The organism is Isoptericola sp. S6320L (assembly GCF_023015685.1).
GTDB classification, from domain to species: Bacteria; Actinomycetota; Actinomycetes; order Actinomycetales; family Cellulomonadaceae; genus Isoptericola; species Isoptericola halotolerans_A.
Genome location: NZ_JALKAT010000008.1, coordinates 112,968 through 137,220, shown reverse-complemented (window position 1 = coordinate 137,220; position 24,253 = coordinate 112,968). Strand labels below are relative to the sequence as shown.

The following is a 24,253-nucleotide window of genomic DNA, read 5'->3' as shown; positions in this document are numbered from 1 at the left end:
CAAGGCGTTCTGGAACATCGCCAACTGGCGCGACGTCGCCGCCCGCCTCGACCGCGCCCGCACCCAGACCACCGGACTCATCGTCCCCGCCTGAGGATCTCCTGCACGGCGTCGTAGGGCCCGATTCGCGCACCACGCGAACCGGGCCCTGTCGCACGGTGCGGAGCGGAGTGCGGAGCGCCTTTTGCCGAGCTTTGGTTATCCCGTGACGTGATGCGCTAGGGTCCCTGGCAGCGACGACGCCCAAGGAGATGCTCGGTGACCAGCAGTGCCGCGGTACGGACCATGCCCCTCCCGGACCACCGGCACGCGGTGATGCGGCTCCTTGCCGCAGTGCTGGCGTTCACCCTGGCCGGCGTGGTGGCCGTCGTGCCGGGGGCGCGCGCTGCGACCGCGGACGATCTGATCGCCACCACGGTGAGCGTGAGCCAGGACGAGACGTGGTGGCCGGCCGGTGCGCGGCATCTCGACGTGCGGGTGACCACGCCCGACGGAGAGCTGGTCCATGACGGTGGGCTCCTGGCCGAGGTGAACGGGATCGACTACTCCGGCTCGAGCACCTGGGCTTCCGGCCGTCTCCCGATCCATGCCGAGTTCTCCGCGGCAGGCACCTACCCCGTCACGGTGCGATATTTCCCGGCGGCCGGGTACGCGGGGTCGGAGTGGACCGGCACGGTGGAGGTGTCGGAGGGCACCGTGGCCACGACGACCACCGTCGTCGACGCTCCTGAGCAGCTCCACTACGGCGACCGAGGAGCGGTCGACGTCCAGGTGGACGTTCGGGGTGAACACCTGCCGAGTGGCGTGGTGGAGCTGTGGTCGCTCGACACCGGCGAGTTCGTCGACCAGGAGCGGGTCGGCGCCGGAGGGCGGGCCAGGCTTCATCTGCTCGACGTCGTGCCAGGCAGCGAGTCGTTCGAGGTCGTCTTCGTGCCGTATGGCGGCCTGCAGCGGTCGCGGGCGGAGCTGACGGTCCCGATCCTGAAGGCCGAGCGCGACCTGGACGCCTGGGTCGTCGGCGGATCCGTCGACCCGCACGACACCTGGTGGAAGGTGGCCGTCGACGTCCCGGACGTGGACCGCGTCGCAGGGACCTTGGCTCTCTACGCCGGCGACCGCCGCCTCGCGCGCATCCGGCCGGACGAGGAGCACAACCGCACCGAAGTCTTCGTGATCGAGTCGGACGTGCTCCCGCCGGGGAACCACCGGCTCCACGTCCGGCTCACCGGCTCGCCGACCGTCGAGGACACCAGCGCCGAGGTCGTGCTGCGCGTCGCCAAGGTCGAGAGCGACATGTGGGCCAGGGAGAAGCGGCAGATGCGCTGGGGGATCGATCACCGGCTCCTCGTCCGGACGGGCGCCGAGACCTCCTGGTCCGGCAACGACGGCCACTTCGCCACCGGCACCGTGACGGTCTATCGGGGCCGTACCAAGGTGGGCAGCGAGAAGATCCGGCGTGAGGGCCAGACCACGGTGCGCATCGACGGTCACCGGCTGCCCGTGGGCAGGACGACGCTGCGCGTCGTCTACTCGGGCGACAGCCGGTACGCCTCGTCGACGAGCTACGAGACGGTTCGGGTGCGCAAGGCCGAGACGAAGGTCCGGGCCAAGATGGTCGACAAGACGGTGAACGATCCGCAGCGAGCCAAGGTGAAGGTCCGTGTGAAGTCGCCGTCGGACGTCGTCCCGACGGGCAAGATCAAGATCAAGGCCGACGGCAAGACGGTCAAGAAGGTCCGGCTGAAGAAGAGGCACGACGGCTCCCGCACGGTGAAGCTGCCCGGGCTCAGCGACGGCCACCACACGATCAAGGTCGTCTACACGGGGTCGTCGAAGACGAAGCGGGCGGTCAAGAACAATCTGTACGTGTGGGTCCGCTGAGCTGATTCCTCCGGGCAGCATGCCCGCGCGTGGGCAGCAGGCCCCCGACACCGCAACGAGAGGCCCCTCCCCGGACGGCATCCCGTCGGGGAGGGGCCTCTCGCCGCAGCTGCCGCGGCTGGGTCAGAGACCGGCGTCGGCCAGGCCCTGCTGCCACTCGATCAGGTCGGTGACCTTGGCCTGGAGTGCGTCGGCGGCGGCGTCGTCGCGGACCAGCGCGCCGGCGAGCGCCGCCGTCGGGCGCAGGATCCGGACGGCCTTCGAGGCGTCGCCGGCGTCGGCGGCCTCCTGGGCGTTGTCCAGGCGTCGCTCGAGCTGGTTGACGGCGACACGGTCACGGGCGGTGTCGCTCGGCAGCTCCTCGACGAGCGTGTCGACCTCGGACCACGTGACGCAGTCGCCGCCACCGGAGACCGTGCCCGCGGTCCACTGGATGCCGCGGAGCACGGAGCCGAGGAAGGTCGGGTCGGCCCAGGACTCCTCGACGTGCCCGGCGCCCTGGTGCCAGGAGCGTCCGCCCTCGAAGTTCTGGCACCAGGCGATCGGGTGGTCCTCGCCCATCGTGCCGCCCTGGTAGGTCGACTCGTCGAGGGTCATCAGCACGTGCACGTCGCCGCGCGGGTTGAGCGTGTAGTTGTACCACTCGTCCCAGCGCTCCCACTCGAGCGGGACGCCCTCCATGGAGGGGTGCGCCGGGCTCTCGACCCGCATGGTGGCGGTCTGCTGCTGCGGGTGGCCGGCGAACCGCGCCCCGCCGCCGATCAGCTGCGTGAACCAGCTCGAGGTGTGCATCGTGTCGGTGGCCGCGTGGATGCCGACGACGCCGCCGCCGTCGTGCACGTAGCCCTGCAGCGCGGCGAGCTCGGCGTCGTCGAGCAGCCGCGGCTGGTCGGGGTCGAGGTTGTTGGTGTTGTCCACCGGGGAGACGAACACGATCGAGTCGTACTGCGCCAGGCCCTGCGCCGACGTGAACGGCGTGGAGTCCATCGTGAGGTCGGGCTGGCCGGGGGAGCCGGGGCCCCACCAGCCGCCGGAGCTGTTGGGCGGGTCCCAGACGTCCACGTCGAAGCCGTGCTCGGTACCGAGGTCGATCAGGGCGTGGGTGGTGTCGTCGATGTGGGAGTGGCGGAATCCCAGGGTCTTGCCGACCACGAGGATCTCGTCGAGCTCCTCGCCGGCGGTGGCGCCCGGTGCGGCGGTGGCCGACCCGGCGGCAGCCAGGCCCAGCGTGAGGGTGAGGGTGGCGGTGGCCGTACCGGCGACGGCACAGCGGGTGGCGGAGGTTCGCTTGCTCATGACGCTCCTTTGCGCATGCGGCACATTCGTTGACCGGTTCAACTTAACCCCGGGAGCGGTAGATGTCACCACCTGAGAGCAAAAGTCTGCTGGCCTGCGACAAAAGCCTGCCGGGCGCATGTCCCGGCTGCGCTCGGTCACGACCCGGGCTACCGTCCGCTGATGCCCCGATCCTCTGACCGCACCCGTGCCCTGGTCCGCGCCGGAGCGTTCGGCCTGGCCGGCTTCCTCCCGGTGCTGGTGCTCGCCTGGCTCGTCCGCGCCGAGGCGCCGGCCGTGCTCGACGCCGACCAGGCCACCGTCGCCGCGGCCCTCGAGGCCACGCGCGACCTCCCCGCGCTGCAGACCGGCCTGGTCGTCTGGCAGGAGGTCACCCAGCCGCGCTGGGTGGTGCTCGCCGGGGGTCTGCTCTGCCTGTGGGTGTGGCGCCGCCGCGGCCTGGGCGGCCGCGCGCTGTGGGCCTTCGGCACGCTCGTCGCCTCGTGGGGCCTGTCGGTGCTCGCGAAGGAGGCGGTGGGCCGCCTCCGGCCGCAGGTCGACGACGCGATCACCGCGGCGCCGGGCTTCAGCTTCCCGTCGGGCCACGCCATGGCGGCGGCGACCGGCGCGGTGACGCTGACGTTGCTCGTGTGGCCGCTGCTCGGACCGCGGGCGCGCGTCGCCGTCCCGGCGGTCGCCGCTACGCTGGCCCTCGTCACCGCCGCGCACCGCGTGATGCTCGGCGTGCACTTCCCCTCGGACGTGGTCGCCGGAGCGTTGCTGGGTGCGACGTTCGCCGGCGCCTCGTACCTCGGCTACGTGGGCTGGACCAGCACTGCCCGCATCCCCGAGCCGGAGGTCCGATGACCACGTTCGTCCACCGCTACGAGCTCGACCCGAGCCGACCCGACGGCACGGCGGTGGCGCGCGACCTCGCCGTCCGGGCCTTCGCGCCGGCTGCCGCCTGGTGGTGCCTCCTGGTGGGTCTCGGCCTCCTCGTCGTCGGACCGCTCGGCGACCTGCCGGCCGGGGACCCCGTCGAGACGTGGTTCGCCGACCGCCGGACCCCGGTGCTCAACACCGTCTCGGAGTGGGTCGGGCACCTCGGGGCGACGCAGGTCGTCATCGGCGTCACCGTGCTCACCGTCGCGGTCCTGTGGTGGCGCACGCGCCAGTGGTGGTTCGCGCTGGTGCCGGCGCTCGCGGTCGCGCTGCAGTCGCTGGTGTTCGTGACCGCGTCCGCCGTCGTCGGGCGGGAGCGTCCGGACGTCCCGCACCTCGACGACGCGCCACCGACGTCGAGCTTCCCGAGCGGCCACACGGGTGCCTCGACCGCGTTGTGGCTCACCCTGGCGCTGCTGGCCCAGCGCATCCGCCATCCCGTGCTGCGCGTCGTGGTGACCGCCCTGTGCGTGCTCGTGCCGCTGCTGGTCGGGATCTCCCGGATGTATCGCGGGATGCACGGGCCGGCCGACGTCGCCCTGGGTCTGGTCAACGGCGCGGTCTGCGTGGTCCTCGCGTGGGGCTACCTGCGACGCTCCGCGCCCGGACGCCCGTAGCGCCGCCGGGTCACGGCGCCGGTTCCTCGTGCTCGATCGCAGGGACCGGCACGGTGCATCGGGCGAGGAGCGTCCCGCCGTCGTCCAGCAGGACGGCGGTCGCGGTCGCGCCCGAGAGGTCTTGGGGCGCCTCGACGCGCGCCGAGGCGATCGGCTCGGGGACGCTCCACCACACGCTGGTGTCCACGTCGGCGCCCGGCTCGTCGTCCGGCATCGGCCCGCCCTCCGCGGAGTAGAAGCTCCCGTCGGGTGCGCGGACCTCCAGCGCGGCGTACGGGGCGTCGAGCGGAGGGTTCCCGCCGTCGTCGACCCCGAGCGCGGCCGACCAGACGACCGCCACCTCCCACGACTCGACGACGCGTCGCTCGATCCCGAGCCTGGATTCCGACGTGACCGCCGCGGCGCTGCCGATCGTGGCCGTGGCGACGAACGGACCGGTGCTGGTGCAGGAGCTCATGTCGGACGAGGAGTACCAGGACCCGCCGCTGCCCTGCACCAGGCTCATGGCCGCCGCCGCGGCACACACGACCAGGGCGACCACGCTGGTGACGATCCGGGGCCAGCGCAGCCACGGCGCGCGGGCGTCGCGGTGCCGGCGCAGCCACGCCACCCAGCGGTGAGGTCGCGGCCGGGTGGTGGCCACGACGACGGTCCCGAGCAGCGAGTCCGCATAGGTGCGGCCCTGCGGGTGCCACGTGGCGCGCAGGTAGCCGAGCAGGAGGAACGCGTCGAGGAAGTGGGCGAGCCAGCGCAGCACGGTGCCGAGCAGGCCGATCGGGCGGCCCGAGCCGGCGTCGACCACGCTGATGCCGCACACGCGCTTGCCGGGCGTCATCCCGGTGTACGCCTGCAGGATGCCGAGGCCGAGGAGCGAGCCCAGGGTCCATGCGACGGCGTCGGAGCCGAGCTGCGGTTGCTCCCCGCGGTGCAGCAGCGGCAGCGCGGCGTACGTCGGGGCGTCGCTCGTGGCGAGCCACGCGATGGACGCGACGACGGCCGAGTCCAGGAGCACGGCCAGCACGCGCAGCAGCCAGCCGGCCTTCTCGTGGCCGTCCACGAGGGGCTCGGGTCCCAGCGGCGGCCGACGGCGCGGAGGCACCTGCCGTGGCCGACGTCGCGGCCGCGGGGAGCGTGCGTGCGTCGGGACCGTCGTCGTCATGGGAGGAGGCTCCCACAGGCGTGCGCCCAGGTCACGGGCGTGTCTGTGGCACCGGCGCCGGTTGCCCGTGCGAGCCCACGCGGTCCCTGGGCACGATGACAGCCGCGTCGAACCTGTCGCGCGAACGAGGGGAGCACCTGTGGACCTGGGCATCGAAGGCCGCGTCGCGGTCGTCACCGGAGCGGACTCCGGCATCGGTCTCGCGACCGCCCACGAGCTGCTGCGCGAGGGGGCGCGCGTCGTCCTGACCGACGTCGACACGGACCGGGTCCGCGCGGCCGCGGAGTCGTTGGGCGTGCCGCAGGAGAGGTGGGCGGCCGTCGGCGCGGACCTCGCCCGGCCCGACGACGTCGCGGCGCTGGTGCGCGCCACGGAGGAGGCGTTCGGCCCGGCGGGCATCCTGGTGCACTCGGCCGGGATCCACGGGGCGCAGGGGCTGTTCCACGAGATCGACGACGACGGCTGGCTCGAGACGCTGCAGGTCGACCTGCTCGCCGCCGTGCGGACCGTGCGGGCGCTGCTGCCGGGGATGCGCGCGGCCGGGTGGGGCCGCATCGTGCTGGTCTCGTCCGAGGACGGCGTGCAGCCCTACGTCGACGAGCTGCCGTACAGCGCCTCGAAGGCGGCGATCCTCAACCTCACCAAGGGCCTGTCCAAGACGTACGGCCGCGAGGGCGTCCTGGTGAACGCCGTCTCGCCCGCCTTCGTCGAGACGCCCATGACTGACGAGATGATGGACGCCCGCGCCGCCGAGCTCGGCGTCGACCGGGACGAGGCGATCCGCAGCTTCCTGGCCGAGGAGCGGCCCTTCATCGAGCGGGACCACCGGGGGAGGCCCGAGGAGGTCGCCGCGGTGGTCGCGCTGCTCTGCTCGTCCCGCGCGAGCTACGTCGTCGGGTCGAACTACCGGGTCGACGGCGGCTCCGTCGCCACGATCTGAGGAGGCCACATGACGAGGGACCACTACGACTACCTGCTGCTCGGCGGCGGCATGGCGTCCGACGCCGCGGCGCGCGGCATCCGCGAGATCGACGCCGAGGGCACCATCGGGATCGTCGGCCGGGAGCCGACCGAGCCCGTCACCCGCCCCGCGCTGTCCAAGAAGCTGTGGACGGACCCCGACTTCTCCTTCGAGCAGGTCTGGACGGGCACCGCCGAGGACACCGGCGCCGAGCTGCTGCTCGGCGAGACGGTCGTGGGACTCGACACCGCGCGGCGCACGGTCCGCACGGCGTCCGGCCAGGAGATCGGCTACGGCAAGGCCCTCGTCGCGACCAGCGGCACGCCCGCCTCGCTCGACGTCGACGACCCCCACGGGTCGGGCCGCGTCATCCCGTTCCGCAGCGTGCGCGACTACGAGTCGCTGCGCGGCCTGACGGCGCAGGGGAGCCCGCACGTCGCCGTGGTGGGCGGGAGCTACATCGCCACCGAGCTCGCGGCCGGGCTCACCGAGACCGACGCGCGCGTCACGCTCGTCTTCACGCAGGACACCCTCCTCGGGCCGATGCTCCCGGCAGACCTCGCCCAGCGTGTGGAGAGCCTGTTCCGCGAGCACGGCGTCGAGCTCGTCCGCGGCACCGAGGCCACGGGCGGCGAGGTGCGCGGCCCCGACGGGCCGGTGCGCCTGACGCTGTCGTCCGACGACGAGCTCGAGGTCGACGTCGTCGTCGCCGGCCTGGGCATCTCGCTCGAGACCGGGTTCGCCGTCGAGGCAGGCCTGGAGGCGGTCGACGACGGCGGGATCGTCGTCGACGCGCACCTGCGGTCGAGCGACCCCGCGGTGTGGGCGGCGGGCGACGTCGCGCACTACCCGGACCCGGTGCTCGGCACGCGGCGGGTCGAGCACGTGGACCACGCGACGTCGTCGGGCCGGTCCGCCGGCCGGGACATGGCCGGCGCCGACGAGCCCTACACGCACACGCCCTTCTACTACTCGGTGCTGTTCGGCGTCCGGTACGAGGCGGTCGGCATGCTCGACTCGTCGCTGGAGATCGTCGAGGACCGGCAGGGCGGCGCCGGGGATCCGCTGGAGCAGGTGGTCGCGTACTACGTGGAGCGAGAGGCCGACGGCGCGGACACGGCGCGGGTGCACGGCGTGCTGCTCTGGGGCGTCGAGGAGGGCACCGGCGCCACCGACGCGGCGCGCGAGGTGCTGGCGGCCGGACCGGTCGACGTCGGCAAGCTGCCGGGGCGGATCCGGCTGGGCTGAGCGGCGGCGGGGGCCTTCGTCAGCGACCCAGCCGGTCGAGGACACGCGTGGCGACGACCAGCGGCGGCTCGTCGTTCACGTCGTCGCTGCCGAGAGCTGCGCGCCAGTCCTCCTCCAGCGCGACCACGCGCTGCCGTAGCACCTCGACCTCGGGCTCGACGTCCCGGTCGACGGCGTCGGCGAGCCACGCGGACCACGTCCGCCACCGCGGGAGGTAGAGACCCTTGACCAGGCCTGCCCAGTGGCGGCCGGAGTAGTCGTGCAGCCCGCTGGTCTGGTGACCCCACACCGAGACGAGGCTGCGGGCGTCCCGCTCCATGACGTCGGCCTCGGCGACGGTCTCACCCCACCGGCGTGCCTGAGCGATCCACGTCGAGACACGTGACTCCGGCCGGGTCGCGCACAGCGTGTCGAGGTCCGCGAGGTCCTGCTCCAGTCGGAGCGCATGCCTGCGCAGACCCGCGGCGTCATGCGCCGCGTAGCACTCGAGGATCCCTCGGATGTGGGCCCGGGAGCCCTGCGCCAGGACGTGACCCACCAGCTCCACGACGTCTCGCGCGAGGGCGTCGCTTCTCGCGCGGTTCCCGATCGCGAGCAGCAGTCGTGCGCTCTCCGAGACCGTCGGCAGGTCACCGAGCACAGCGGGGTCGTTCTCGGCGTCGATGTTCGCGGACATCTGCGACCCGCCCGGCGGGAGTGCCTCGCCGGCGACGCGCTGCGCGGCGAACGGGGCCGCAGCGCTCCAGGGCCGCGCGTACACCGGTGACGGGATGGAGCGCGTCCGGCCGGGGCCGTACAGGGTCTGCGCCAGGAGGCGCCATGCGTGTCGGGCAACGTCGGCTGCCGGGCCGGTGACCCCGTACCGCTGGACGGCGAACCGGTCGAGCCAGGTCTCGACGTCGACCTCGCCCCACGCCGAGTCGGTGGCCAGCTCGTAGTAGACGGTGTTGTTCTCGATCGCCTCGGGCGCGAGCCCGACGCCTTCGAGCCTGTCCGGCCGCGTCCGCCGCAGCTCCTCGACGTCACGCACGAGCCCGTGGAGGTCGCCGAACAGCGCGAAGCGCCCCCCGAAGTTGTGAATCGCCGTCCACAGCCACCGCCGCCCGTGCATCCCAGCGCGCCACATCGGCGCGTGCTCGCCCCACAGGTCGATCAGCAGAAGGTTCTCGTGCGGCACGCCACCCAGGTAGGCCTGCACCCGCTCGGATGTCCAGAAGGCCTGGTGATAGTGGAAGGGCCAGCCCTGGAGCAGCCAGGTGGCGTCGGGGTGCACACCGGCGATCGTGTCCCACGTCGCGGCGCCAGCGGCGGCGAGCGTCTCCACCTCGCCGGTCGGTGGCAGCGACTCGAGGTAGGGGTCGACGGCGAGCACCGGACGGTCCCCGAGGTCACCGAGCAGTTCCTCCTGCGTCTCGAGGAACGTCGTGACAAACCGCCGGAACGCGGCGCCGGTGGGGTCCAGGACGGGTGTCCGCCAGCCCTGCCACTCGATGGCGTCGGCGCGGTCCCCGGCGAGCGAGTCGGGCACATGGCCGCCGGCTACCGGCAGGACGGGCGTCATCCCCAGCTCCCGGGTGCGCGCCAGGATGCGTCGTGCGAGATCGAGCCGTCTCGCGGGCCAGCTCGCGGGCAGGGGGCCGCCGAACGAGTGCATGCCGCCGGCCGCCGTCCACGGCAGGTGGGCAGCGCTGCCGATCCACGTCCAGGCTTCCTCGTCGGTGATGCCGCTGCGTCGCAGCGTCTCGGCCAGGACGACCTCGTGGGCGGTCAGGACGTACGGGTGGTTGATGCCGTGCAGCGCCATCCAGTCGATCTCGCGCTCCCACCGGGGCCAGTCCCAGAACGCCGCGCTGTACGCGTGGGTGACGAGGTTCAGGTAGTAGCGGGTGCCGAACGGTGTCGCGACGTGCGCCGATCTCGATGGCCCGTCGTCCGGGCCGAGCGGGGGATCGAGGCTCGGATGCTCCCAGGTGATGCGGCGGCCACGGGCCTGCAGGTGATGGTGGTAGCCGACGCTGGCGGCGACCGCGTCGGTAGCGCTGATCCTCAGGCGACCTCCCGACGTCGTCCACGTGGCGTCCGCGACCCCTCCGTTCCCGGGGTGCTGCTCGACGAAGCTGACTCGTGAGGCATCGCCTCCCGCGCGGCGGACCACGCCGCGCACGGCGTCCGCCCAGGGCGCCTCCTCGGAGGCTCCGCGCGGCGTCGTGGTGCTCGTCACGGCGCACCGTCCGTCCCGTGGATCGCCAGCCAGGCGGGGAAGTCGACGCGCTGGCCCCGCAGGCGGGACTCCTCGGCGGCGAACGCCATGAGGTGAGCGTCGAGCGCCGTGCTGAACGAGAGCTGGCCCTGCCCGACGGTGTCCTCGGTCAGCGCCGTGACGAAGGCGGCCATGAGCCCGGCGTCGCCGCCGGCATGACCGGCGTGGTCGCCCAGGTCGGTCGCGCTGCTGGCCACGGTCAGGGTGTGTCGCGTGTGGCCCATCGGGCCCTTCGCCTCGGCGTGCTGCGTGAGGGTGGGCAGGCCGGTCGGCAGGGTCGCGCCGGGGGAGAAGAGGTCCACGGTGATCTCGCCGGACTCCATGTGACCGTTGAGCTGGCCGAGCGGCCCGCTGATCGACACGTTCCGCGTGTTCTCGGCGGTGAACGCGGAAGCGGTGAGAGTAGCCGTGACGCCTCCAGGAAAGAGCATCGTCGTCTGCTGGTGGTCGGCCACGTCGTTGTCGCAGCGATAGACGCAGCGCCCGTAGTCCCCGGTGCGCAGCGCCTCCAGGCGACCGGTAGCAGAGGTGTCGGGGCCGAGGAGGTGCACCGGGTGGCCGTGCTGTTCGGCGAGCGCCTCGACGTAGTAGCGCGGCGCATAGAACGGGCAGCTGTCGGCGACCGGGCAGCCGTCGAGACAGTGTTCCGGAGCGCCGACCGGGGCGTTGCCCCGGTGGAACCAGCCGAGCTCGCCGATGCTGTAGATCGTCTCGGGGGCCGAGCCGACGAGCCACCGGATGAGGTCGAGGTCGTGCGAGGTCTTGGCGAGCACCATCGGGCTGGAAGCGGTGGCGTTGCGCCAGTTGCCACGCACGTAGGAGTGAGCGAAGTGCCAGAAGCCGATGTTCTCGCGGACCTCGACCGTCATGAGAGGTCCGAGGGTCAGGGCGGACGTGATCTGGTGGATCGTCCTCCAGAAGGGCGTGAACCGTAGGACGTGCCCGATCGCCAGGCGCGCCCGGGAGGTGCGGACGTGGCGGGCGAGCCGCTCGAGCTCGGAAAGGCTGGGCGCGGCGGGCTTCTCCAGGAGGAAGGGCAGCCCGGCGTCCGCGACGGCGAGAGCGATGTCGACGTGCTCGTTGTCCGGGGTGGCGATCACCACGCCGTCCAGACCGAGGCCGGTCGCGTCGGCGAGGAGCGGCCGCCAGTCGGCGTACTCCCGGGCGCCGGAGGTCGTGGCGAGGGCGCGGCGCCGTGACGGATCGGGGTCCGCCACGGCGACGAGCGTGGTGCGGTCGGGGTGGTCGACAGCCCATCGTCCGTAGGCGTCGCGGCCACGGCCGCCCGCTCCGATGACGGCGAGGCGCATGGGGCGCGACGACGCGATCACTTGTCCGCTCCCGTCGTGAGGCCCTCGACGAGGTAACGCTGGGCGACGAAGAACAACAGGATCACCGGGAGGGTCACCAGGATGGATCCCGACAACAGCACCGTCACCGGCACGTTGAAGTCCGCGAGCTGGGAGATGCCGAGCGGTGCCGTCCACAGGCTGCGGTCCTCCACGAGGAACAGCAGGGCGTAGAAGTACTCGTTCCACGCGATCATGAAGACGTAGACGGCGGTGGCGACGACGCCGGGCAGCGCGATCGGCAGGACGACGGAGCGCAGCATGCGCGGCAGGGAGGCCCCGTCGATGATGGCCGCCTCTTCGACGCTCTCCGGGAGCGCCTCGAAGTAGTTGCGCATCATGTAGATCGACACCGGCACCGTGGCGGCGACGTACACCAGGAACAGTCCGAGCAGCGACCCGGTGAGCCCGGCCCGCGCGAGCAGGACGAACAGCGGCACCGAGAGCACGATCCCGGGGAAGAGGTAGACGGCCAGGATGAGCCCGCTGACTGCGCCCCGGCCCCAGAATCGAAGGCGCGCTGCGGCGTAGGCGCCCAGGATGCTGACCACGACCGACAGGGCGACCGTGCTGATCGCGACGACCAGCGAGTTGAGGACGAAGCGGCCCAGTCCGAACCCGCCCTGGTCCGGATCGAGCAACGCCGTCGTGTAGCCCGTCAGGTCGATCTGGTCGAAGGACGGGATCAGGTCCAGGGGAGCTTGGACCACCGCGGAGTAGGGCCGCAGCGAGAGCAGGAACCCGTAGGCCACCGGCGCGAGTGCGAGGAACAGGGCGAGGGCGATGAGGGCGAACCGGCCGGCCTCCGTGGCACGGCGGGGGCGGGTCGCTGAGCGTGTCACTCGACGTCCACCTTTCGTCGGGAGAGCAGGACGTAGGCGCTCAGCAGCACGACCAGGACGACGGACATGAGTAGCCCGTACGAGGCGGCGCTGCCGATGTCGGCTCGTGTCACGAGCTCGGTGTAGACCTTCAGCGCCATCACCTGGGTACCCCCCGCTCCCTCGGTGAGCAGGTAGATCTCGCTGAAGCTCTGGAACGTCCAGATGAACCGCAGCAGGCAGAGGAGCAGGATCACGCCGCGGAGCTGGGGCATGACGATACGTCCGAGGATCTGGCGACCGTTCGCGCCGTCGAGTGCCGCGGCCTCCTCGATGTCGGGCGGCACGGACTGCAACCGCGCAGTGATGAACAGGAAGGACAGCGGCGCCGAGGTCCAGATCTCGAACAGGACGACGACGAGCAGGGTGAGCGGGACGGAGACGCCCCAGACCTCGGTGCTGGTCGTGTTCAGAAAGCCGACGGACGACTCCCATCCGAGGTGCTCCCGGCCGAAGACGTTCACGATCCCGTACTGCGGGTTGAGCATCGTGCGCCAGATCGTCGCCGCGGCGACGATGGGCAGCACATAAGGCACGAGCAGCAGCGCACGCACGACGCCGCGGCCCCGGAAGGGGCGACGCATCGCCAGCGCGACGGCGAGCCCGGCGCCGACGGAGCCGAACATCGTCAGCGTGGCGTAGAGCAGCGTGGTGCTCAACGCCTGCCAGAAAGCCGGATTACTGAGCGCCCGTCGAAAGTTGTCGAACGACCAGTCGATCGGCTCGGTGAACAGGTACGGGATGTCGACGAGCCGGACCTCGCTGAACGCGAAGACGAAGACGAGGGCGAACGGCAGGATCGAGGCGAACAGCACGACGGCGAGCGTCGGCGCGGACATCAGCAGGCCGTTGCGGTTCTCGCGCCGGGGGCGCGCACGACCCGCGAGCCCCCGGCGCGAGGTGTCCGTGGTCATGGTGCTCACAGACCGGCCTGGACCTCGCTCACCGCCTGCTCCATGGCAGCCGTGACCTCCTCGGGGTCGGCACCGGAGTACAGCGGCTCGATCTGGTTCGCGAGGACGCCCTGGCTGGACACGAGGCCCGCTAGCGCAGCGTCGTCGGTCCCCATTCCCCAGAGGTAGACGGCGTTGATGCCTGCGGACATGTCGTCCACGAACTCCTCGCCGTAGAGCTCGACGCTGGTCCGTTCCTGGCCCGGTCCGATGCCGAGCTCTCCCCAGGCGTCGATGAACTCGGTCGGGTTCTCCGGCGTCCCGTTGCGCAGCGGGATCCGGCCTTCCGTCGCGACCCCGAGGGTGTCGACGTACCCCTCGCCGAGCACGTACTCGATGTACTGCTGGGCGGCCTCGGTGTTCGCGCCGGTGGGGACGCCGTAGCTGAGGATCGCGCCGTACTGCGCGGGGTTCGTCTCGTCGAGGACGGTGACGAACTCGGTGTTCTCGGCGAGGAAGGCCGGGTCGTCGGAGCACTCGGCGCACGTCGCGGGGGTCGCCTCGTCGAGTCCCGCGAGCTCGTCGAGGATGTGGGTGGAGAACAGCAGCATGGCCGCATCGCCGTTCATGTAGGCGGCCCGGGCGCTCAGCACGTCGAAGTCGCCCGCGGTCGAGGAGTTCCGCAGCTCGAGGAAGTTCTCGGCCGCTCGGGCACACTCCGGGGAGTCGATCGTGACGTCGCCCTCGGTGACGAGCTCGCAGCCCGAGCTCTGGAAGATCGACTGGATCCCCTCGGTCGCGGAGGCGGTCCCGGCCTGGGTGCCGAGGGCCATCCCGGTGATGCCGAGCTCTTCCTTGACGGTCGTCGCTGCGGCGGCGAGCTCGTCGACGCTCGTGGGGACGTCGACACCGGCCTCCTCGAGCAGGTCTGCGCGGTATGCCACGACGTGGATCCATCCGTCGCTGGGGACAGCGGCCGTGGATCCGTCGACCGTCACGGCCTCGAGAGCGTGCTGGTTGAACGTGTCGGCTCCGAGCGAGTCGACCGCGGCGCTGGAGGCCTCGACGTCGAGCAGGCCCTGGGAGTTCCAGGCGCTGGTCTGCGTCGACGCGTGCAGGATGACGTCGGGCACGTCGCCCGAGGCGGCTCCCGTGGCGAGCGCCTGGTCCTGGTCGGCGCCGGCCATCGGCACGACCTCGACCTCGATGCCGCTCTCCGCCGTGAAGGCCTCGGCGATCTTCTCCTGAGCCGCGAGCCGTTCCGGTGTCGTCTGCGGTGTCCAGAAGGTCACGGTCTGGTCGTCACCGCTCGCCCCCTCGCCGCCGTCACCGTCGCCGCTGCCGGAGCAACCGGCTGCCACGCCGACCGCTGCGACCGCCGCCACCGTGGCCGCCCACCGCGGCCAGAACCTTGATGTCATCCGTCTCACTCCTCGAGGTGCGTCGTCACCACCGGCCCTGTCTCCGGCGGACGGGCTCGCGTATCGTCACGATGGTCGACGGCGCGAGATTGACGCACGATCTCGCCCGCGGGCTGCAAGGAACGATCGCTGATGAACCGAAGATGAACGAATCGGAACGTGCTCGCCGCGCGAGCGGGAAGGCTGTCGTGGACGACGCCCTGGAACGCCGGATCGTCGGCGCACTGCTGGCCCACCCTCGCGCCTCGATCTCGCAGATCGCCCAGGCAGTCTTCACCTCGGAGGCGACGGCGTCACGGCGGGTGGCTGCCCTGACCGCGGCGGGTACCGTGCGCGTCACCGCGAGCCTCGACGCCGAGGCCACCCGGCGGTCCCGGTCCGTCTTCGTCCGGCTCCGGTGCCGCCCCGGACAGGGCAGCCGGACCGCCGAACGGCTGGCCGAGTGGCCCGAGTGCGGGTCGGTCAAGGTGCTCACCGGCAGCGTCGACTGCATCGCCGAGGTCCGCTACACGTCCCCGGCCCATCTGCTGGCGATCACCCGTGACCGCCTCCCAGCGCTGGACGACGTCCTGGCCGTCTGGAGCAACCAGGTCATCCGGCGGTTCTCGACCCCGCACCGCTGGATGCCGCAGCTGCTGCCTGCCGACGCCGTGGAGCGACTTCGCGCCTGCAGGATCGACTGGTGGAACGACCGCGTGCCCGCCACCGCGGCGGTGCTCGACCACCTCGACCACCAGATCGCGGCGCTGCTGACCGAGGACGGGCGTGCGACGTGGCAGCGGCTCGGGCAGCAGTGCGGCGTCTCGCCGATCACCGTGCGTCGCCGGACGGAGGCGATGATGCAGTCCGGGGCGCTCCGCATGCGCACCGTGGTCGAGCCCGAAGCGGTCGACCTCCCCGTCGATGCCTTCATCTCCCTGAACGTCAACCCGACGCACCTCAGCCGCGCCGGTGAGCTCCTGGCAGCTCACCCGTCGGTGCTGATGATCGCTGCCACCACCGGCGACCGGAACCTGTGCGGCGAGGTGGCGCTCGAGTCGGACGCAGGGCTCTACACGTTCATCTCGGAGACGGTCGGGAACCTGCCGGGCCTGCAGCTCGCCGACGTGGCGGTGGCGCTGCGCAGCCTGAAGCGGGCAGGACGTACGGTCACGGAGCCGCCCGACGCGACCCGGACCGAGTCGCGGGGTCGTCCGTCCGTTCCCCGGCCCGACGGATCGATCGCGCTCTCCGTCTGATCGCACTCCTGGTTGTCGCTTTCTTGCAGACCCCGGTGCACGTCCGGCACGCCCGGCGACGATGCCGAGTGCCGGCCCGGTCACCGGGCCGCGTCCCTGCACCTGACGATGAGGAGCAACGCTGATGAACCTCGGAACCCGGCCACGTGCCGTGGCCGTCGCGACGACGCTCGCGGGAGCCGTCGCGGCGACCCTGGGCCTCGTGGCGCCGACCGCCGCGGCACCGTCTCCCGCCGCCGAGCGAGCACCCGCGGACCATGTGGTCCTGCTGGCCTTCGACGGCTTCGACGCCGACTACCTCGAGATCGTCGACGAGCTGCCCACCCCGCACCTGGACCGACTCGTGCGCCGCGGCAGCCTGACGACCAGCACCGGCGTCATGACCACCATCACCAACCCGTCGTGGTCGTCTGTGGCCACCGGCGCCTGGCCGGAGCGGCACCTCAACACGGCCTACTGGTTCGACCCGGAGACGAACACCGCGCGGGGCCAGCAGCGCGACCTCGCCGTGCCGACCATCGCGCAGACGATCCGTGACCAGGGCGGCACCGTCTTCTCTTCGCAGTGGTACATCCTGCAGAACTACGGCACCGCGTACGGCGACCCGGACGGTCTCTACACGCAGCCCGGCGGCGACTGCTCGCGCCGGGTCGACGACGCCGTCGACGTCCTTCGGGGCGAGCCGGTGAACAGTGGCGGCCAGATGGTGACGGCGAGCGGGACACCGGAGCTCCTCGCCGTGTACTGCGACACCCTGGATGCACTCGGCCACGCCGGCGGTGCGGAGAACCCGGCGATCCCCGAGGCCCTGATGATGCTCGACGAGCAGGTCGGGCGCGTCGTGGACGCCACCAAGGAGGCCGGGATCTACGGTCGCACGACGTTCATCATGACGGGCGACCACGGCATGACCACGTTCGACCAAGGGTTCGGGGACGAGGCTCTCGCCGCGATCGCCGACACGGGCTACGACGCCCAGATCCTGTCGCCGGGCAGCTCGCCGGCTGCCGGCACGGACGTCGCGATCGTCGTCGGTGGCGTCGCGAGCCTGCACCTGGTGGGTGATGCCACCGGTGACGCCGGTGCGGTCGAGGCGATCCGTTCCGCGCTGGAGGAGCTCCCGCAGGTCCGCGCCGTCTACGACGAGGCCGACCAGGCAGAGCTGCGGATGAGCCCGAACTACGGTGAGCTCGTCGTCGAGCCGCAGCCCGGCTGGTCGTTCGGGGCGACGCCGTCCCAGCCGGTCGGGCGCCACGGTGCGTCGACGGAGCTCGACGTCGCCTTTGCGCTCGCGGGCGCCGGCGTGCTGCCGAACCGGCCGCCCTCGGACGCCCGGCACGTCGACGTCGCCCCGACGATCGCCGCGCTGCTCGGCATCGACCCGCCGTCGGGTACGCAGGGACGGGTGCTGACCGAGTCCGTGCGCGTGCCGGAATAGGCGAGGCGAAGAGGCGAGGAACGCTGCGCCGTCGTCCCGGCCTCAGTCGGGCCGACGGCGCAGCGTCCGGGCCTCGGCGACAGCGTCGGCGCGCTTGGCGGCCTTCTTGTCGCTGGCGCTGGTGTCGCGGGGCGGGAGCTGGATGGTCTCCTCGGCGGCGATGCCGCCCTGCAGCTCGCGGCTGCGCTCCATCTCCGCGTCGAGCTCCGCGCCGAAGAGGAGGGCCAGGTTGGTGATCCACAGCCACAGCAGGAACACGATGACGCTACCGAGGGTGCCGTACGTCGACCCGTAGCTGCCGAAGTTGGCGACGTAGAACCCGAACGCCGCCGAGGCCAGCGCCCAGATGACGATCGCGACGGCCGCACCGACGCTGACCCACCGGAACTTCGGCTGCTTGACGTTCGGCGTCGAGTGGTAGAGCAGCGCGATCACGATGATGACGAGCAGCAGCGCGACGGGCCACTTGGCGATGTTCCAGATCGTCAGTGCGACGTCGCTGAGCCCGACGGCGCTGCCGACGGCGGAGGCGACCGGCCCGGACAGCACCAGGCTGGCGACGACCAGGATCACCAGGACGAGGACCACGGCGGTGATCACCAGCATGACGGGGCGCAGCTTCCAGAACGGCCGGCCCTCCTCGACCTCGTACACGCGGTTCATCGCGCGGCTGAAGGCGGTGACGTACCCGGAGGCGGACCACAGGGCCAGCGCGACACCGAGGATCAGGGCGAGGCCCGCACCGGTGGAGTTCGCGGCGTTCTCGACGAGCGGCTGGACGATCGACAGCGTCTCCTCGGGCAAGAAGTCGGAGACGGTGTTCATGACCGAGCTCACTGCCGCCTCGGCGTCGGCGACCAGCCCGAGCACGGAGATGAGGGCCAGGAGAGCCGGCGCGGACGCCAGCACCGCGTAGTAGGTGAGGGCGGCGGCCAGGTCGGTGCACTGGTCGTCGCTGAACTCGCGGAACGCGCCCTTGAGGGCGAGCTTCCAGTGCGGGCCCTTCATGTCGGGCGGGGAGTCGGGCTTGCTGGAGTCGCGGTGCGTCCGTTCCGTGCGCGACTCGTCGGTGTCAGCCATCGGCCCTCCAGGTGTCGTCGGTCCTGCCACCAGGCTCTGCGGCGACGCGGATGCCCGCAACGCGAGGCCGCGGCCGGGTCGGGCCCACGGCGCGCGACGAGACGGCGTCGGTGCCTACGGTGGAGACGAACCTCGACATGACGGAGGCCTCGATGACGCACGACGCCGACGACCGGGCGCACCGCCCGGACCCCGAGCCGGGACGGGACAGCGAGACGGATGTCCAGCCGGGCGACACCCCGCCGGCCGCAGGCCAGGTGAGCGCTCCGCAGGGCCACGACGAGCACGGCCCGCGCCGCGCCACGCCGTGGGTGTGGCTCGTGGCGATCGGGGTGGTGGTCGTGCTCGCGGCGGCCTACTTCGTGGGGTACGGCGTCGGTCTCTTCGACTGATCCGTGACGCTGAAAAGGTAGTCACTACTGTTGACTACCTTTTCGGCGTCATCGATGATGACTACTCAAGCGTAGTCATCGGAGGCGGATGCTCATGTCGTACACAGGCCGGGTCACCAGCCCCGAGTCCTTGGGTCGGATCCTCCAGCAGGCGAGGCTGCTCAACGGCTGGAGTCAGCGGGAGCTCGCGGCGCGCATCGGCACCACGCAGCGCTACATCTGGGAGATCGAGAGCGGGAAGCCCTCGATCTACACCGAACGGCTCTTCGCAGTCCTGCGGGAGACGGGGACCGAGCTCTCGGCGACGATCACCGAGCAGAGCACCGATGGTTGAGCTGGTGGTCGAGCTCTACGGGGTCGCGATCGGGAGGCTGACGGGCGACGGGAGGACCTTCGACTTCGACGCCGACGCCGGCGCGATCGAGGAGTTCGGCCTCGACAGCCTGGTGATGTCGGTGGCGGTCCCGCTCGCGGTGGTGCCCGCGCGGGCACGCCGAGGGCGCCGGCAGAACTTCTTCCGTGAGCTGCTGCCCGAGGGTCGGATGCTGACACGTCTCGCGCAGCAGGCTGGGACCTCGGAGCACGACGTGGTCGCGCTGCTGCGGGCGTACGGACGCGACGTCGCTGGTGCTCTGCAGATCTGGGATCCCGAGATGCCCGGAGAGCCCAGGACGCCGGCGGTGGAACCGCTGACTCCTCGCGGGGTCGCCGACCTTCTGAGCGAGGTGGCCTCGTTCCCCCTGGCGAACAAACCGCAAGGCGGCAAGACGTCGTTGGCGGGAGTCCAGGACAAGGTGGTCCTGGTCCGGACCTCCACAGGATGGGCGCGCGCGCTGGACGGATACCCGTCGACCCACATCCTCAAGCCCGCTTCGCGGGACCACCCCACGATCATCTACGACGAGGAGTACGGCGCGAGGATCGCTCGTGCCCTCGGCCTGGCAGACTTCGACACCCGCATCACGGAGTTCGACGGCGTGCCCGCCCTCGTCGTCGAACGTTATGACCGCGAAGGCGGCGCGGGCGACAGCCCGCCGCAGCGGATCCACCAGGAGGACTTCAACCAGGTGCTCGGCACACAGGGGGACCAGAAGTATCAGCGGTTCGGCGGCAAGGCCTCGTTCCTTCGGGTAGCCCGGGAGCTCACCACCCTGGGAGATCGACGGTCCGTCCGTCGTCTGGCACGCATGACGGTGCTCTCGGCGGCGATCGGCAACCTCGACCTGCATGCCAAGAACCTGGCGCTTCTCCATCCCCGTGACGGGTCCGTCCAGCTCGCACCGGCCTACGACGTCGTGCCACAAGCGCACCTGCCGAACGACGGCGAGCTCGCTCTCGCCGTGGATCGCGTCTACCGGCACGCAGCGATCACGCGGGCCCACCTGGTGGCAGAGATCCACTCATGGGGTGTGCGCGACGCCGACCACGTCGTCGACGAGAGCCTGGCGGCGGTGCTCGAGACGGTCTCCGTCGAGACCCCGGACCCGCGGGCGCACCCAGGCCTGGTCGACGACATCGTGCGGTTCGCGACCAATCTTCGCGCCGGACGCGAGGCCGGCCACCACTGATCGTGGTGGTGGCTGCGGCTTCCCTCTTCAAGGTATAGCGCAGAGGGGGTCTTGCGGCAAGGCCCCCTGGGAGGCGCAAAATCTCAGGTCTCCGCCCCGGCATCCCGGGGCTTCGCGACCGGAGCTGATGCCCGTGACCTCCCGTTCCCCGAGCGTCTTCGACCTGCCCGCCTCCCGCGCCGCCAAGGCCGACGCCACCCTGATCGCCGCCGACGAGCGGCACTTCGCGGCGATCGCCGCCAGCCTCGCGGCGTCGACGGCGGACCTCACCGAGCGGCTCGACGCCGCGCGCCGCACGCCCGGCGGTCCCGGCCAGGCGGCGATGGACCGCGACCAGGAGGTCCACCGCCTCACCGCCCGCCTGCGCACGCTCCAGCGGTTCGGCCTCGACCTGTGCCTGGGCCGCATGGTCCCGGCCGACGGCGGTGAGCCCGTCTACGTGGGGCGTCTCGGCCTGACGGACGGCGACGGGGCGCGCCTGCTCGTCGACTGGCGCTCGCCGGCGGCCGAGCCGTTCTTCGGCGCCACCCACGCCGACCCGATGGGGCTGGCGAGCCGCCGCCGCTACCACTGGGCGGACGGTCGGGTCAGCGACTACTGGGACGAGGTCTTCGCCACCGACGGAGCCGTCGGCGACGGAGCGCACGGGCTCGCCCACCACCCGGCGCTCGACGACCAGTCCGCGTTCATCGCGGGCCTCGGCGCCGAGCGCTCGGACCGGATGCGCGACGTCCTGGGCACCATCCAGGCGGACCAGGACGCGATCATCCGCGCGGGCGCGCAGGGCACCCTGGTGGTCGACGGCGGCCCGGGCACCGGCAAGACGGTGGTCGCCCTGCACCGCACCGCCTACCTGCTGTACTCGGACCCGCGGCTCGGTCACCGGCGGGGCGGGGTGCTGTTCGTCGGCCCGCACCGGCCCTACCTGGCGTACGTCTCCGACGTCCTGCCCAGCCTGGGGGAGGAGGGCGTGCAGACGTGCGTCCTGGCCGACCTGGTGCCCGAGGGTGCGGCGGCCGTCCCCGAGCCCGACCCGCTGGTGGCACGGCTGAAGTCGGACGCGCGCATGGTGGGCGCGCTCGAACCGGCCGTGCAGCTCTACGAGAACCCTCCGACGGAGGGGCTGCTGGTGGAGACGCCCTCGGCCGACGTCTGGATCAGCGCCGACGACTGGGCGGAGGCGTTCGACGCGGCCGAGCCCGGCACGCCGCACAACGAGGCGCGCGACCAGGTCTGGGAGGCGTTGCTGCGCATCGGCATCGACAAGCTGGGCGACGAGCTGGTCGACGAGCCGGATCTCGACGAGCCGGATCTCGACGAGCCGGACCTCGACGGGGCGGACGACGACGCGGACGGCGAGTTCGACGCCTACGGGCGGACCGCCGTCGACCCCGACGACGCGTCCCGGCGGGCGCTCGCCGCGAACCGGGACCTGGCGCGGGCGTTCGGCCGGGCGTGGCCGCTGCTGGAGCCGACCGACGTCGTCGGCGACCTGTGGGAGGTGCCCGCCTACCTGCGGCGGTGCGCGCCGTGGCTGGCGCCGGACGAGGTCTCGGCGCTGCAGCGCGCGGACGCCCGCGCGTGGACGGTGGCCGACCTGCCCCTGCTGGACGCGGCCCGCCGTCGGATCGGTGACCCGCAGGCGGCGCGCCGTAGCCGGCGGCAGGAGGCGGCCGTCGCCGCGGAGCGGGCGCGGCTGGCCGACGTGGTCGACGACCTGATCGCCACCGACGACTCGGAGATGGCCGTGATGTCGATGCTGCGCGGCCAGGACCTGCGCACGGCGCTGGTGGACGACTCGGCGGTCCCGGCGGCCGAGCCGGACGCCCTGGCCGGACCGTTCGCGCACGTCGTCGTCGACGAGGCGCAGGAGCTCACCGACGCGGAGTGGCAGATGCTGCTGGCGCGCTGCCCCTCGCGCAGCCTGACGGTGGTGGGGGACCGGGCGCAGGCCCGGCACGGCTTCACGGAGTCGTGGAGGCAGCGGCTGGAGCGCGTCGGCCTCGACCGCGTGGGCCTCGCCTCGCTGACCATCAACTACCGCACGCCGAGCGAGGTCATGGCCGCGGCCGAGCCGGTGATCCGTGCCGCGATCCCGGACGCCAACGTCCCGACCTCCGTGCGCAGCGCCGGCCCGGTGATCCACGGCACGACGGCGGAGCTGGAGCGCGTGCTCGACGGCTGGCTCGCCGAGCACGCCGGCACCGCGTGCGTGATCGGCGCGGCGGACCTCGCGCCGCGGGAGCGGGTGCGGGTGCTGACGCCGGAGCTGGCGAAGGGGCTCGAGTTCGACCTGGTGGTGCTGGTGGACCCGCACCGGTTCGGCGACGGGATCGAGGGGGCGGTGGACCGCTACGTCGCGATGACCCGCGCGACGCAGCGGCTCGTGGTGCTCACGGGCGGCTGAGGTCCGGGTACCCCGCCAGCGCCTCGGTCAGCACCCGCCCCTGCGCACCGGCCGGCGGGTCGATGCCGAGCAGCGCGGCCACGGTGGGCGCCACGTCGACGTGCCGGGGGTCCGACGGCGGCCGGCCGGGGGCGATCCCGGCACCGGCCAGCGCGAACGCCACCTCCAGCTCGGTGCTGGCACCGTGCCGGCCGGCCGGTCGGCGGGGCGTGGAGCCGAACGACCAACCGGGCTGCGGCTCGACGACGAGCTCGCCGTAGCGAGGGCTCATCCGCATCCGGGCCTGGTCGTCCTTGCCGTGGACGGCCCGCACCTGGGGGAGCGCCTCGAGCGCCGCGCGGATCGCCGCCACGGCTCGGGGGTCGTCGGCCGCGCGGCCGATCAGGTGCAGGCTCGCCACCCCGCCGACGACGGCGACGACGTCGGTCCGCCGCCGGGGCGCGTCGCCGGGGCGCACGATCTCCATCCGGTACCCGGCGCGCGCGACCGCGGTGCGGGCCGCCCGGCCGAAGCCCCGGTCGAACGTCGTCATGCCGTGGTCGCCCAGCAGCACGAAGGCGGTGCGGGCGGCGATGCCGGCCTCCTCGGTGGCCGCGACGAGTCGCCCCACCTGTGCGTCGATGTCCTGCAGCGCGGCCGGGATGCCCGGGTGCCGGTCGCCGCCCGCGTGGCCGAGGGCGTCGAGGACGTCGCAGTAGACCGCGACGAGCTGCGGCGGCCTGCTCAGGGTGACCGGCCTGCCCCCGCTGAGCACGGGCTCGCCGCGCAGGACCGCGACCGCGTCGTCGACCCGTCGCGCGCTGTCGCCGCCCGGCCGGGTGTACAGACCGTCGGGGTCGCCGAACGCGGTGCCGTGGTCCTGCAGCACGGGCCACTGCACGCACAGCACGGTGCCGCCCTGCTCGCGCACGGCCTCCGCCAGGGTGGGCACCGCGACGTCACGCTGCTGCCCACGGGCGACGCGCCCCTCCGGGTCGTACCAGAACGCCGAGTTCAGGTGGCGCTCCGGCCAGGCACCGGTGGCGATCGAGGTCCACGACGGGTTGGTGATGCTCGGCATCACCCCCGTTCCGGTGGTCAGGCTCCCACGACGCACGAGGGCGTCCAGGTGCGGCGTCGGCAGGCCGTCGAGCAGCGGGAGGTAGCCGGCGTCGAACCCGTCCAGGGCGAGGAGGACGACGTGGTCGGCCGGCGGTGCGGGCGTGCCGGCAGCGGATTCCATGCCTCCATGGTCGCGCCGGTG

20 protein-coding genes are annotated in these 24,253 nt (G+C 72.4%); 11 read left to right on the top strand and 9 right to left on the bottom strand.

Annotation, left to right across the window (positions count from 1 at the left end):
* Positions 1–258 precede the first annotated feature (258 nt).
* Positions 259–1,881 (top strand): Ig-like domain-containing protein, encoded by a 1,623-nt coding sequence (locus tag MWU57_RS18370; protein WP_246908355.1) that lies wholly within the window; start codon positions 259–261, stop codon positions 1,879–1,881.
* Positions 1,882–2,004: 123 nt separating this feature from the next.
* Here MWU57_RS18370 and MWU57_RS07170 read toward each other — a convergent pair whose 3' ends face one another.
* Positions 2,005–3,177, bottom strand: coding sequence for a ThuA domain-containing protein (locus MWU57_RS07170; protein WP_246908353.1), 1,173 nt, complete (start codon positions 3,175–3,177; stop codon positions 2,005–2,007).
* 162 nt (positions 3,178–3,339) lie between these two features.
* Here MWU57_RS07170 and MWU57_RS07165 point away from each other — a divergent pair, with 162 nt between their 5' ends.
* The gene (locus tag MWU57_RS07165; protein WP_246908350.1) at positions 3,340–4,023 is read left to right on the top strand and encodes a phosphatase PAP2 family protein; all 684 of its coding nucleotides are present in this window, start codon (positions 3,340–3,342) and stop codon (positions 4,021–4,023) included.
* Positions 4,020–4,715 (top strand): phosphatase PAP2 family protein, encoded by a 696-nt coding sequence (locus MWU57_RS07160; RefSeq protein ID WP_246908348.1) that lies wholly within the window; start codon positions 4,020–4,022, stop codon positions 4,713–4,715. The genes MWU57_RS07165 and MWU57_RS07160 overlap by 4 nt, the downstream gene beginning before the upstream one ends.
* A gap of 10 nt (positions 4,716–4,725) precedes the next feature.
* On the opposite strand, the gene MWU57_RS07155 is transcribed toward MWU57_RS07160, so the two are convergent.
* Positions 4,726–5,874 (bottom strand): RDD family protein, encoded by a 1,149-nt coding sequence (locus MWU57_RS07155; RefSeq protein ID WP_246908346.1) that lies wholly within the window; start codon positions 5,872–5,874, stop codon positions 4,726–4,728.
* Between the two features lie 139 nt (positions 5,875–6,013).
* Here MWU57_RS07155 and MWU57_RS07150 point away from each other — a divergent pair, with 139 nt between their 5' ends.
* Positions 6,014–6,814, top strand: coding sequence for an SDR family NAD(P)-dependent oxidoreductase (locus MWU57_RS07150; protein ID WP_246908344.1), 801 nt, complete (start codon positions 6,014–6,016; stop codon positions 6,812–6,814).
* 9 nt (positions 6,815–6,823) lie between these two features.
* On the top strand, positions 6,824–8,083 hold the full coding sequence (locus tag MWU57_RS07145) for an NAD(P)/FAD-dependent oxidoreductase (RefSeq protein ID WP_246908342.1): 1,260 nt from the start codon (positions 6,824–6,826) through the stop codon (positions 8,081–8,083).
* A 19-nt stretch (positions 8,084–8,102) separates the two neighbouring features.
* Here MWU57_RS07145 and MWU57_RS07140 read toward each other — a convergent pair whose 3' ends face one another.
* From MWU57_RS07140 to MWU57_RS07120, 5 genes are read right to left on the bottom strand one after another with little or no spacing between them, the layout of a single operon-like run.
* Entirely contained in the window at positions 8,103–10,304 is a 2,202-nt protein-coding gene (locus tag MWU57_RS07140) for an alpha-N-acetylglucosaminidase (RefSeq protein WP_246908340.1), read from the bottom strand.
* Positions 10,301–11,674 (bottom strand): Gfo/Idh/MocA family protein, encoded by a 1,374-nt coding sequence (locus MWU57_RS07135; protein WP_246908339.1) that lies wholly within the window; start codon positions 11,672–11,674, stop codon positions 10,301–10,303. Before MWU57_RS07135 ends, MWU57_RS07140 begins: the two co-directional genes overlap by 4 nt.
* A complete protein-coding gene (locus tag MWU57_RS07130) occupies positions 11,671–12,534 on the bottom strand; it encodes a carbohydrate ABC transporter permease (protein WP_246908336.1) in 864 nt (287 codons plus the stop codon). The genes MWU57_RS07135 and MWU57_RS07130 overlap by 4 nt, the downstream gene beginning before the upstream one ends.
* On the bottom strand, positions 12,531–13,487 hold the full coding sequence (locus MWU57_RS07125; RefSeq protein ID WP_106265079.1) for a carbohydrate ABC transporter permease: 957 nt from the start codon (positions 13,485–13,487) through the stop codon (positions 12,531–12,533). Before MWU57_RS07125 ends, MWU57_RS07130 begins: the two co-directional genes overlap by 4 nt.
* 5 nt (positions 13,488–13,492) lie before the next feature.
* Positions 13,493–14,887, bottom strand: a complete 1,395-nt coding sequence (locus MWU57_RS07120; RefSeq protein ID WP_246908333.1) for an ABC transporter substrate-binding protein — start codon at positions 14,885–14,887, stop codon at positions 13,493–13,495.
* A gap of 188 nt (positions 14,888–15,075) precedes the next feature.
* Here MWU57_RS07120 and MWU57_RS07115 point away from each other — a divergent pair, with 188 nt between their 5' ends.
* Together MWU57_RS07115 and MWU57_RS07110 are read left to right on the top strand one after the other, a co-directional pair.
* Positions 15,076–16,125 (top strand): Lrp/AsnC family transcriptional regulator, encoded by a 1,050-nt coding sequence (locus MWU57_RS07115; RefSeq protein ID WP_246908329.1) that lies wholly within the window; start codon positions 15,076–15,078, stop codon positions 16,123–16,125.
* A gap of 124 nt (positions 16,126–16,249) precedes the next feature.
* A complete protein-coding gene (locus MWU57_RS07110) occupies positions 16,250–17,563 on the top strand; it encodes an alkaline phosphatase family protein (RefSeq protein WP_246908326.1) in 1,314 nt (437 codons plus the stop codon).
* 42 nt (positions 17,564–17,605) lie between these two features.
* On the opposite strand, the gene MWU57_RS07105 is transcribed toward MWU57_RS07110, so the two are convergent.
* Positions 17,606–18,643 carry a YihY/virulence factor BrkB family protein gene (locus MWU57_RS07105; protein WP_246908325.1) on the bottom strand — a complete coding sequence of 346 codons (1,038 nt, stop codon included), beginning with the start codon at positions 18,641–18,643 and terminating at the stop codon, positions 17,606–17,608.
* 50 nt (positions 18,644–18,693) lie between these two features.
* Between MWU57_RS07105 and MWU57_RS07100 the strand changes: the two genes are divergently transcribed.
* The 4 genes from MWU57_RS07100 to helR all read left to right on the top strand — a co-directional run bounded on the left by MWU57_RS07100 (position 18,694) and on the right by helR (position 23,010).
* Positions 18,694–19,035: a DUF6480 family protein gene (locus tag MWU57_RS07100; protein WP_246908323.1), complete on the top strand. Its 342-nt coding sequence runs from the start codon at positions 18,694–18,696 to the stop codon at positions 19,033–19,035.
* Between the two features lie 94 nt (positions 19,036–19,129).
* A complete protein-coding gene (locus MWU57_RS07095; RefSeq protein ID WP_106264080.1) occupies positions 19,130–19,369 on the top strand; it encodes a helix-turn-helix domain-containing protein in 240 nt (79 codons plus the stop codon).
* Positions 19,362–20,603 (top strand): type II toxin-antitoxin system HipA family toxin, encoded by a 1,242-nt coding sequence (locus tag MWU57_RS07090; protein ID WP_246908322.1) that lies wholly within the window; start codon positions 19,362–19,364, stop codon positions 20,601–20,603. Before MWU57_RS07095 ends, MWU57_RS07090 begins: the two co-directional genes overlap by 8 nt.
* Positions 20,604–20,730: 127 nt before the next feature.
* Positions 20,731–23,010 (top strand): RNA polymerase recycling motor ATPase HelR, encoded by a 2,280-nt coding sequence (gene helR / locus MWU57_RS07085; protein ID WP_246908320.1) that lies wholly within the window; start codon positions 20,731–20,733, stop codon positions 23,008–23,010.
* Here the strand turns inward: helR and MWU57_RS07080 are convergent.
* The gene (locus MWU57_RS07080) at positions 22,997–24,232 is read right to left on the bottom strand and encodes an alkaline phosphatase family protein (protein WP_246908319.1); all 1,236 of its coding nucleotides are present in this window, start codon (positions 24,230–24,232) and stop codon (positions 22,997–22,999) included. The genes helR and MWU57_RS07080 overlap by 14 nt on opposite strands.
* Between the last annotated feature and the right edge of the window lie 21 nt (positions 24,233–24,253).

Bases quoted from the DNA above. Each gene is read 5' to 3' on its own strand.
- MWU57_RS07170 (WP_246908353.1), bottom strand. From the start codon at position 3,177: ATGAGCAAGCGAACCTCCGCCACCCGCTGTGCCGTCGCCGGTACGGCC.
- MWU57_RS07165 (WP_246908350.1), top strand. From the start codon at position 3,340: ATGCCCCGATCCTCTGACCGCACCCGTGCCCTGGTCCGCGCCGGAGCG.
- MWU57_RS07160 (WP_246908348.1), top strand. From the start codon at position 4,020: ATGACCACGTTCGTCCACCGCTACGAGCTCGACCCGAGCCGACCCGAC.
- MWU57_RS07155 (WP_246908346.1), bottom strand. From the start codon at position 5,874: ATGACGACGACGGTCCCGACGCACGCACGCTCCCCGCGGCCGCGACGT.
- MWU57_RS07145 (WP_246908342.1), top strand. From the start codon at position 6,824: ATGACGAGGGACCACTACGACTACCTGCTGCTCGGCGGCGGCATGGCG.
- MWU57_RS07125 (WP_106265079.1), bottom strand. From the start codon at position 13,487: ATGACCACGGACACCTCGCGCCGGGGGCTCGCGGGTCGTGCGCGCCCC.
- MWU57_RS07120 (WP_246908333.1), bottom strand. From the start codon at position 14,887: ATGACATCAAGGTTCTGGCCGCGGTGGGCGGCCACGGTGGCGGCGGTC.
- MWU57_RS07110 (WP_246908326.1), top strand. From the start codon at position 16,250: ATGAACCTCGGAACCCGGCCACGTGCCGTGGCCGTCGCGACGACGCTC.
- MWU57_RS07105 (WP_246908325.1), bottom strand. From the start codon at position 18,643: ATGGCTGACACCGACGAGTCGCGCACGGAACGGACGCACCGCGACTCC.
- MWU57_RS07100 (WP_246908323.1), top strand. From the start codon at position 18,694: ATGCCCGCAACGCGAGGCCGCGGCCGGGTCGGGCCCACGGCGCGCGAC.
- MWU57_RS07095 (WP_106264080.1), top strand. From the start codon at position 19,130: ATGTCGTACACAGGCCGGGTCACCAGCCCCGAGTCCTTGGGTCGGATC.
- MWU57_RS07090 (WP_246908322.1), top strand. From the start codon at position 19,362: ATGGTTGAGCTGGTGGTCGAGCTCTACGGGGTCGCGATCGGGAGGCTG.
- helR (WP_246908320.1), top strand. From the start codon at position 20,731: ATGCCCGTGACCTCCCGTTCCCCGAGCGTCTTCGACCTGCCCGCCTCC.
- MWU57_RS07080 (WP_246908319.1), bottom strand. From the start codon at position 24,232: ATGGAATCCGCTGCCGGCACGCCCGCACCGCCGGCCGACCACGTCGTC.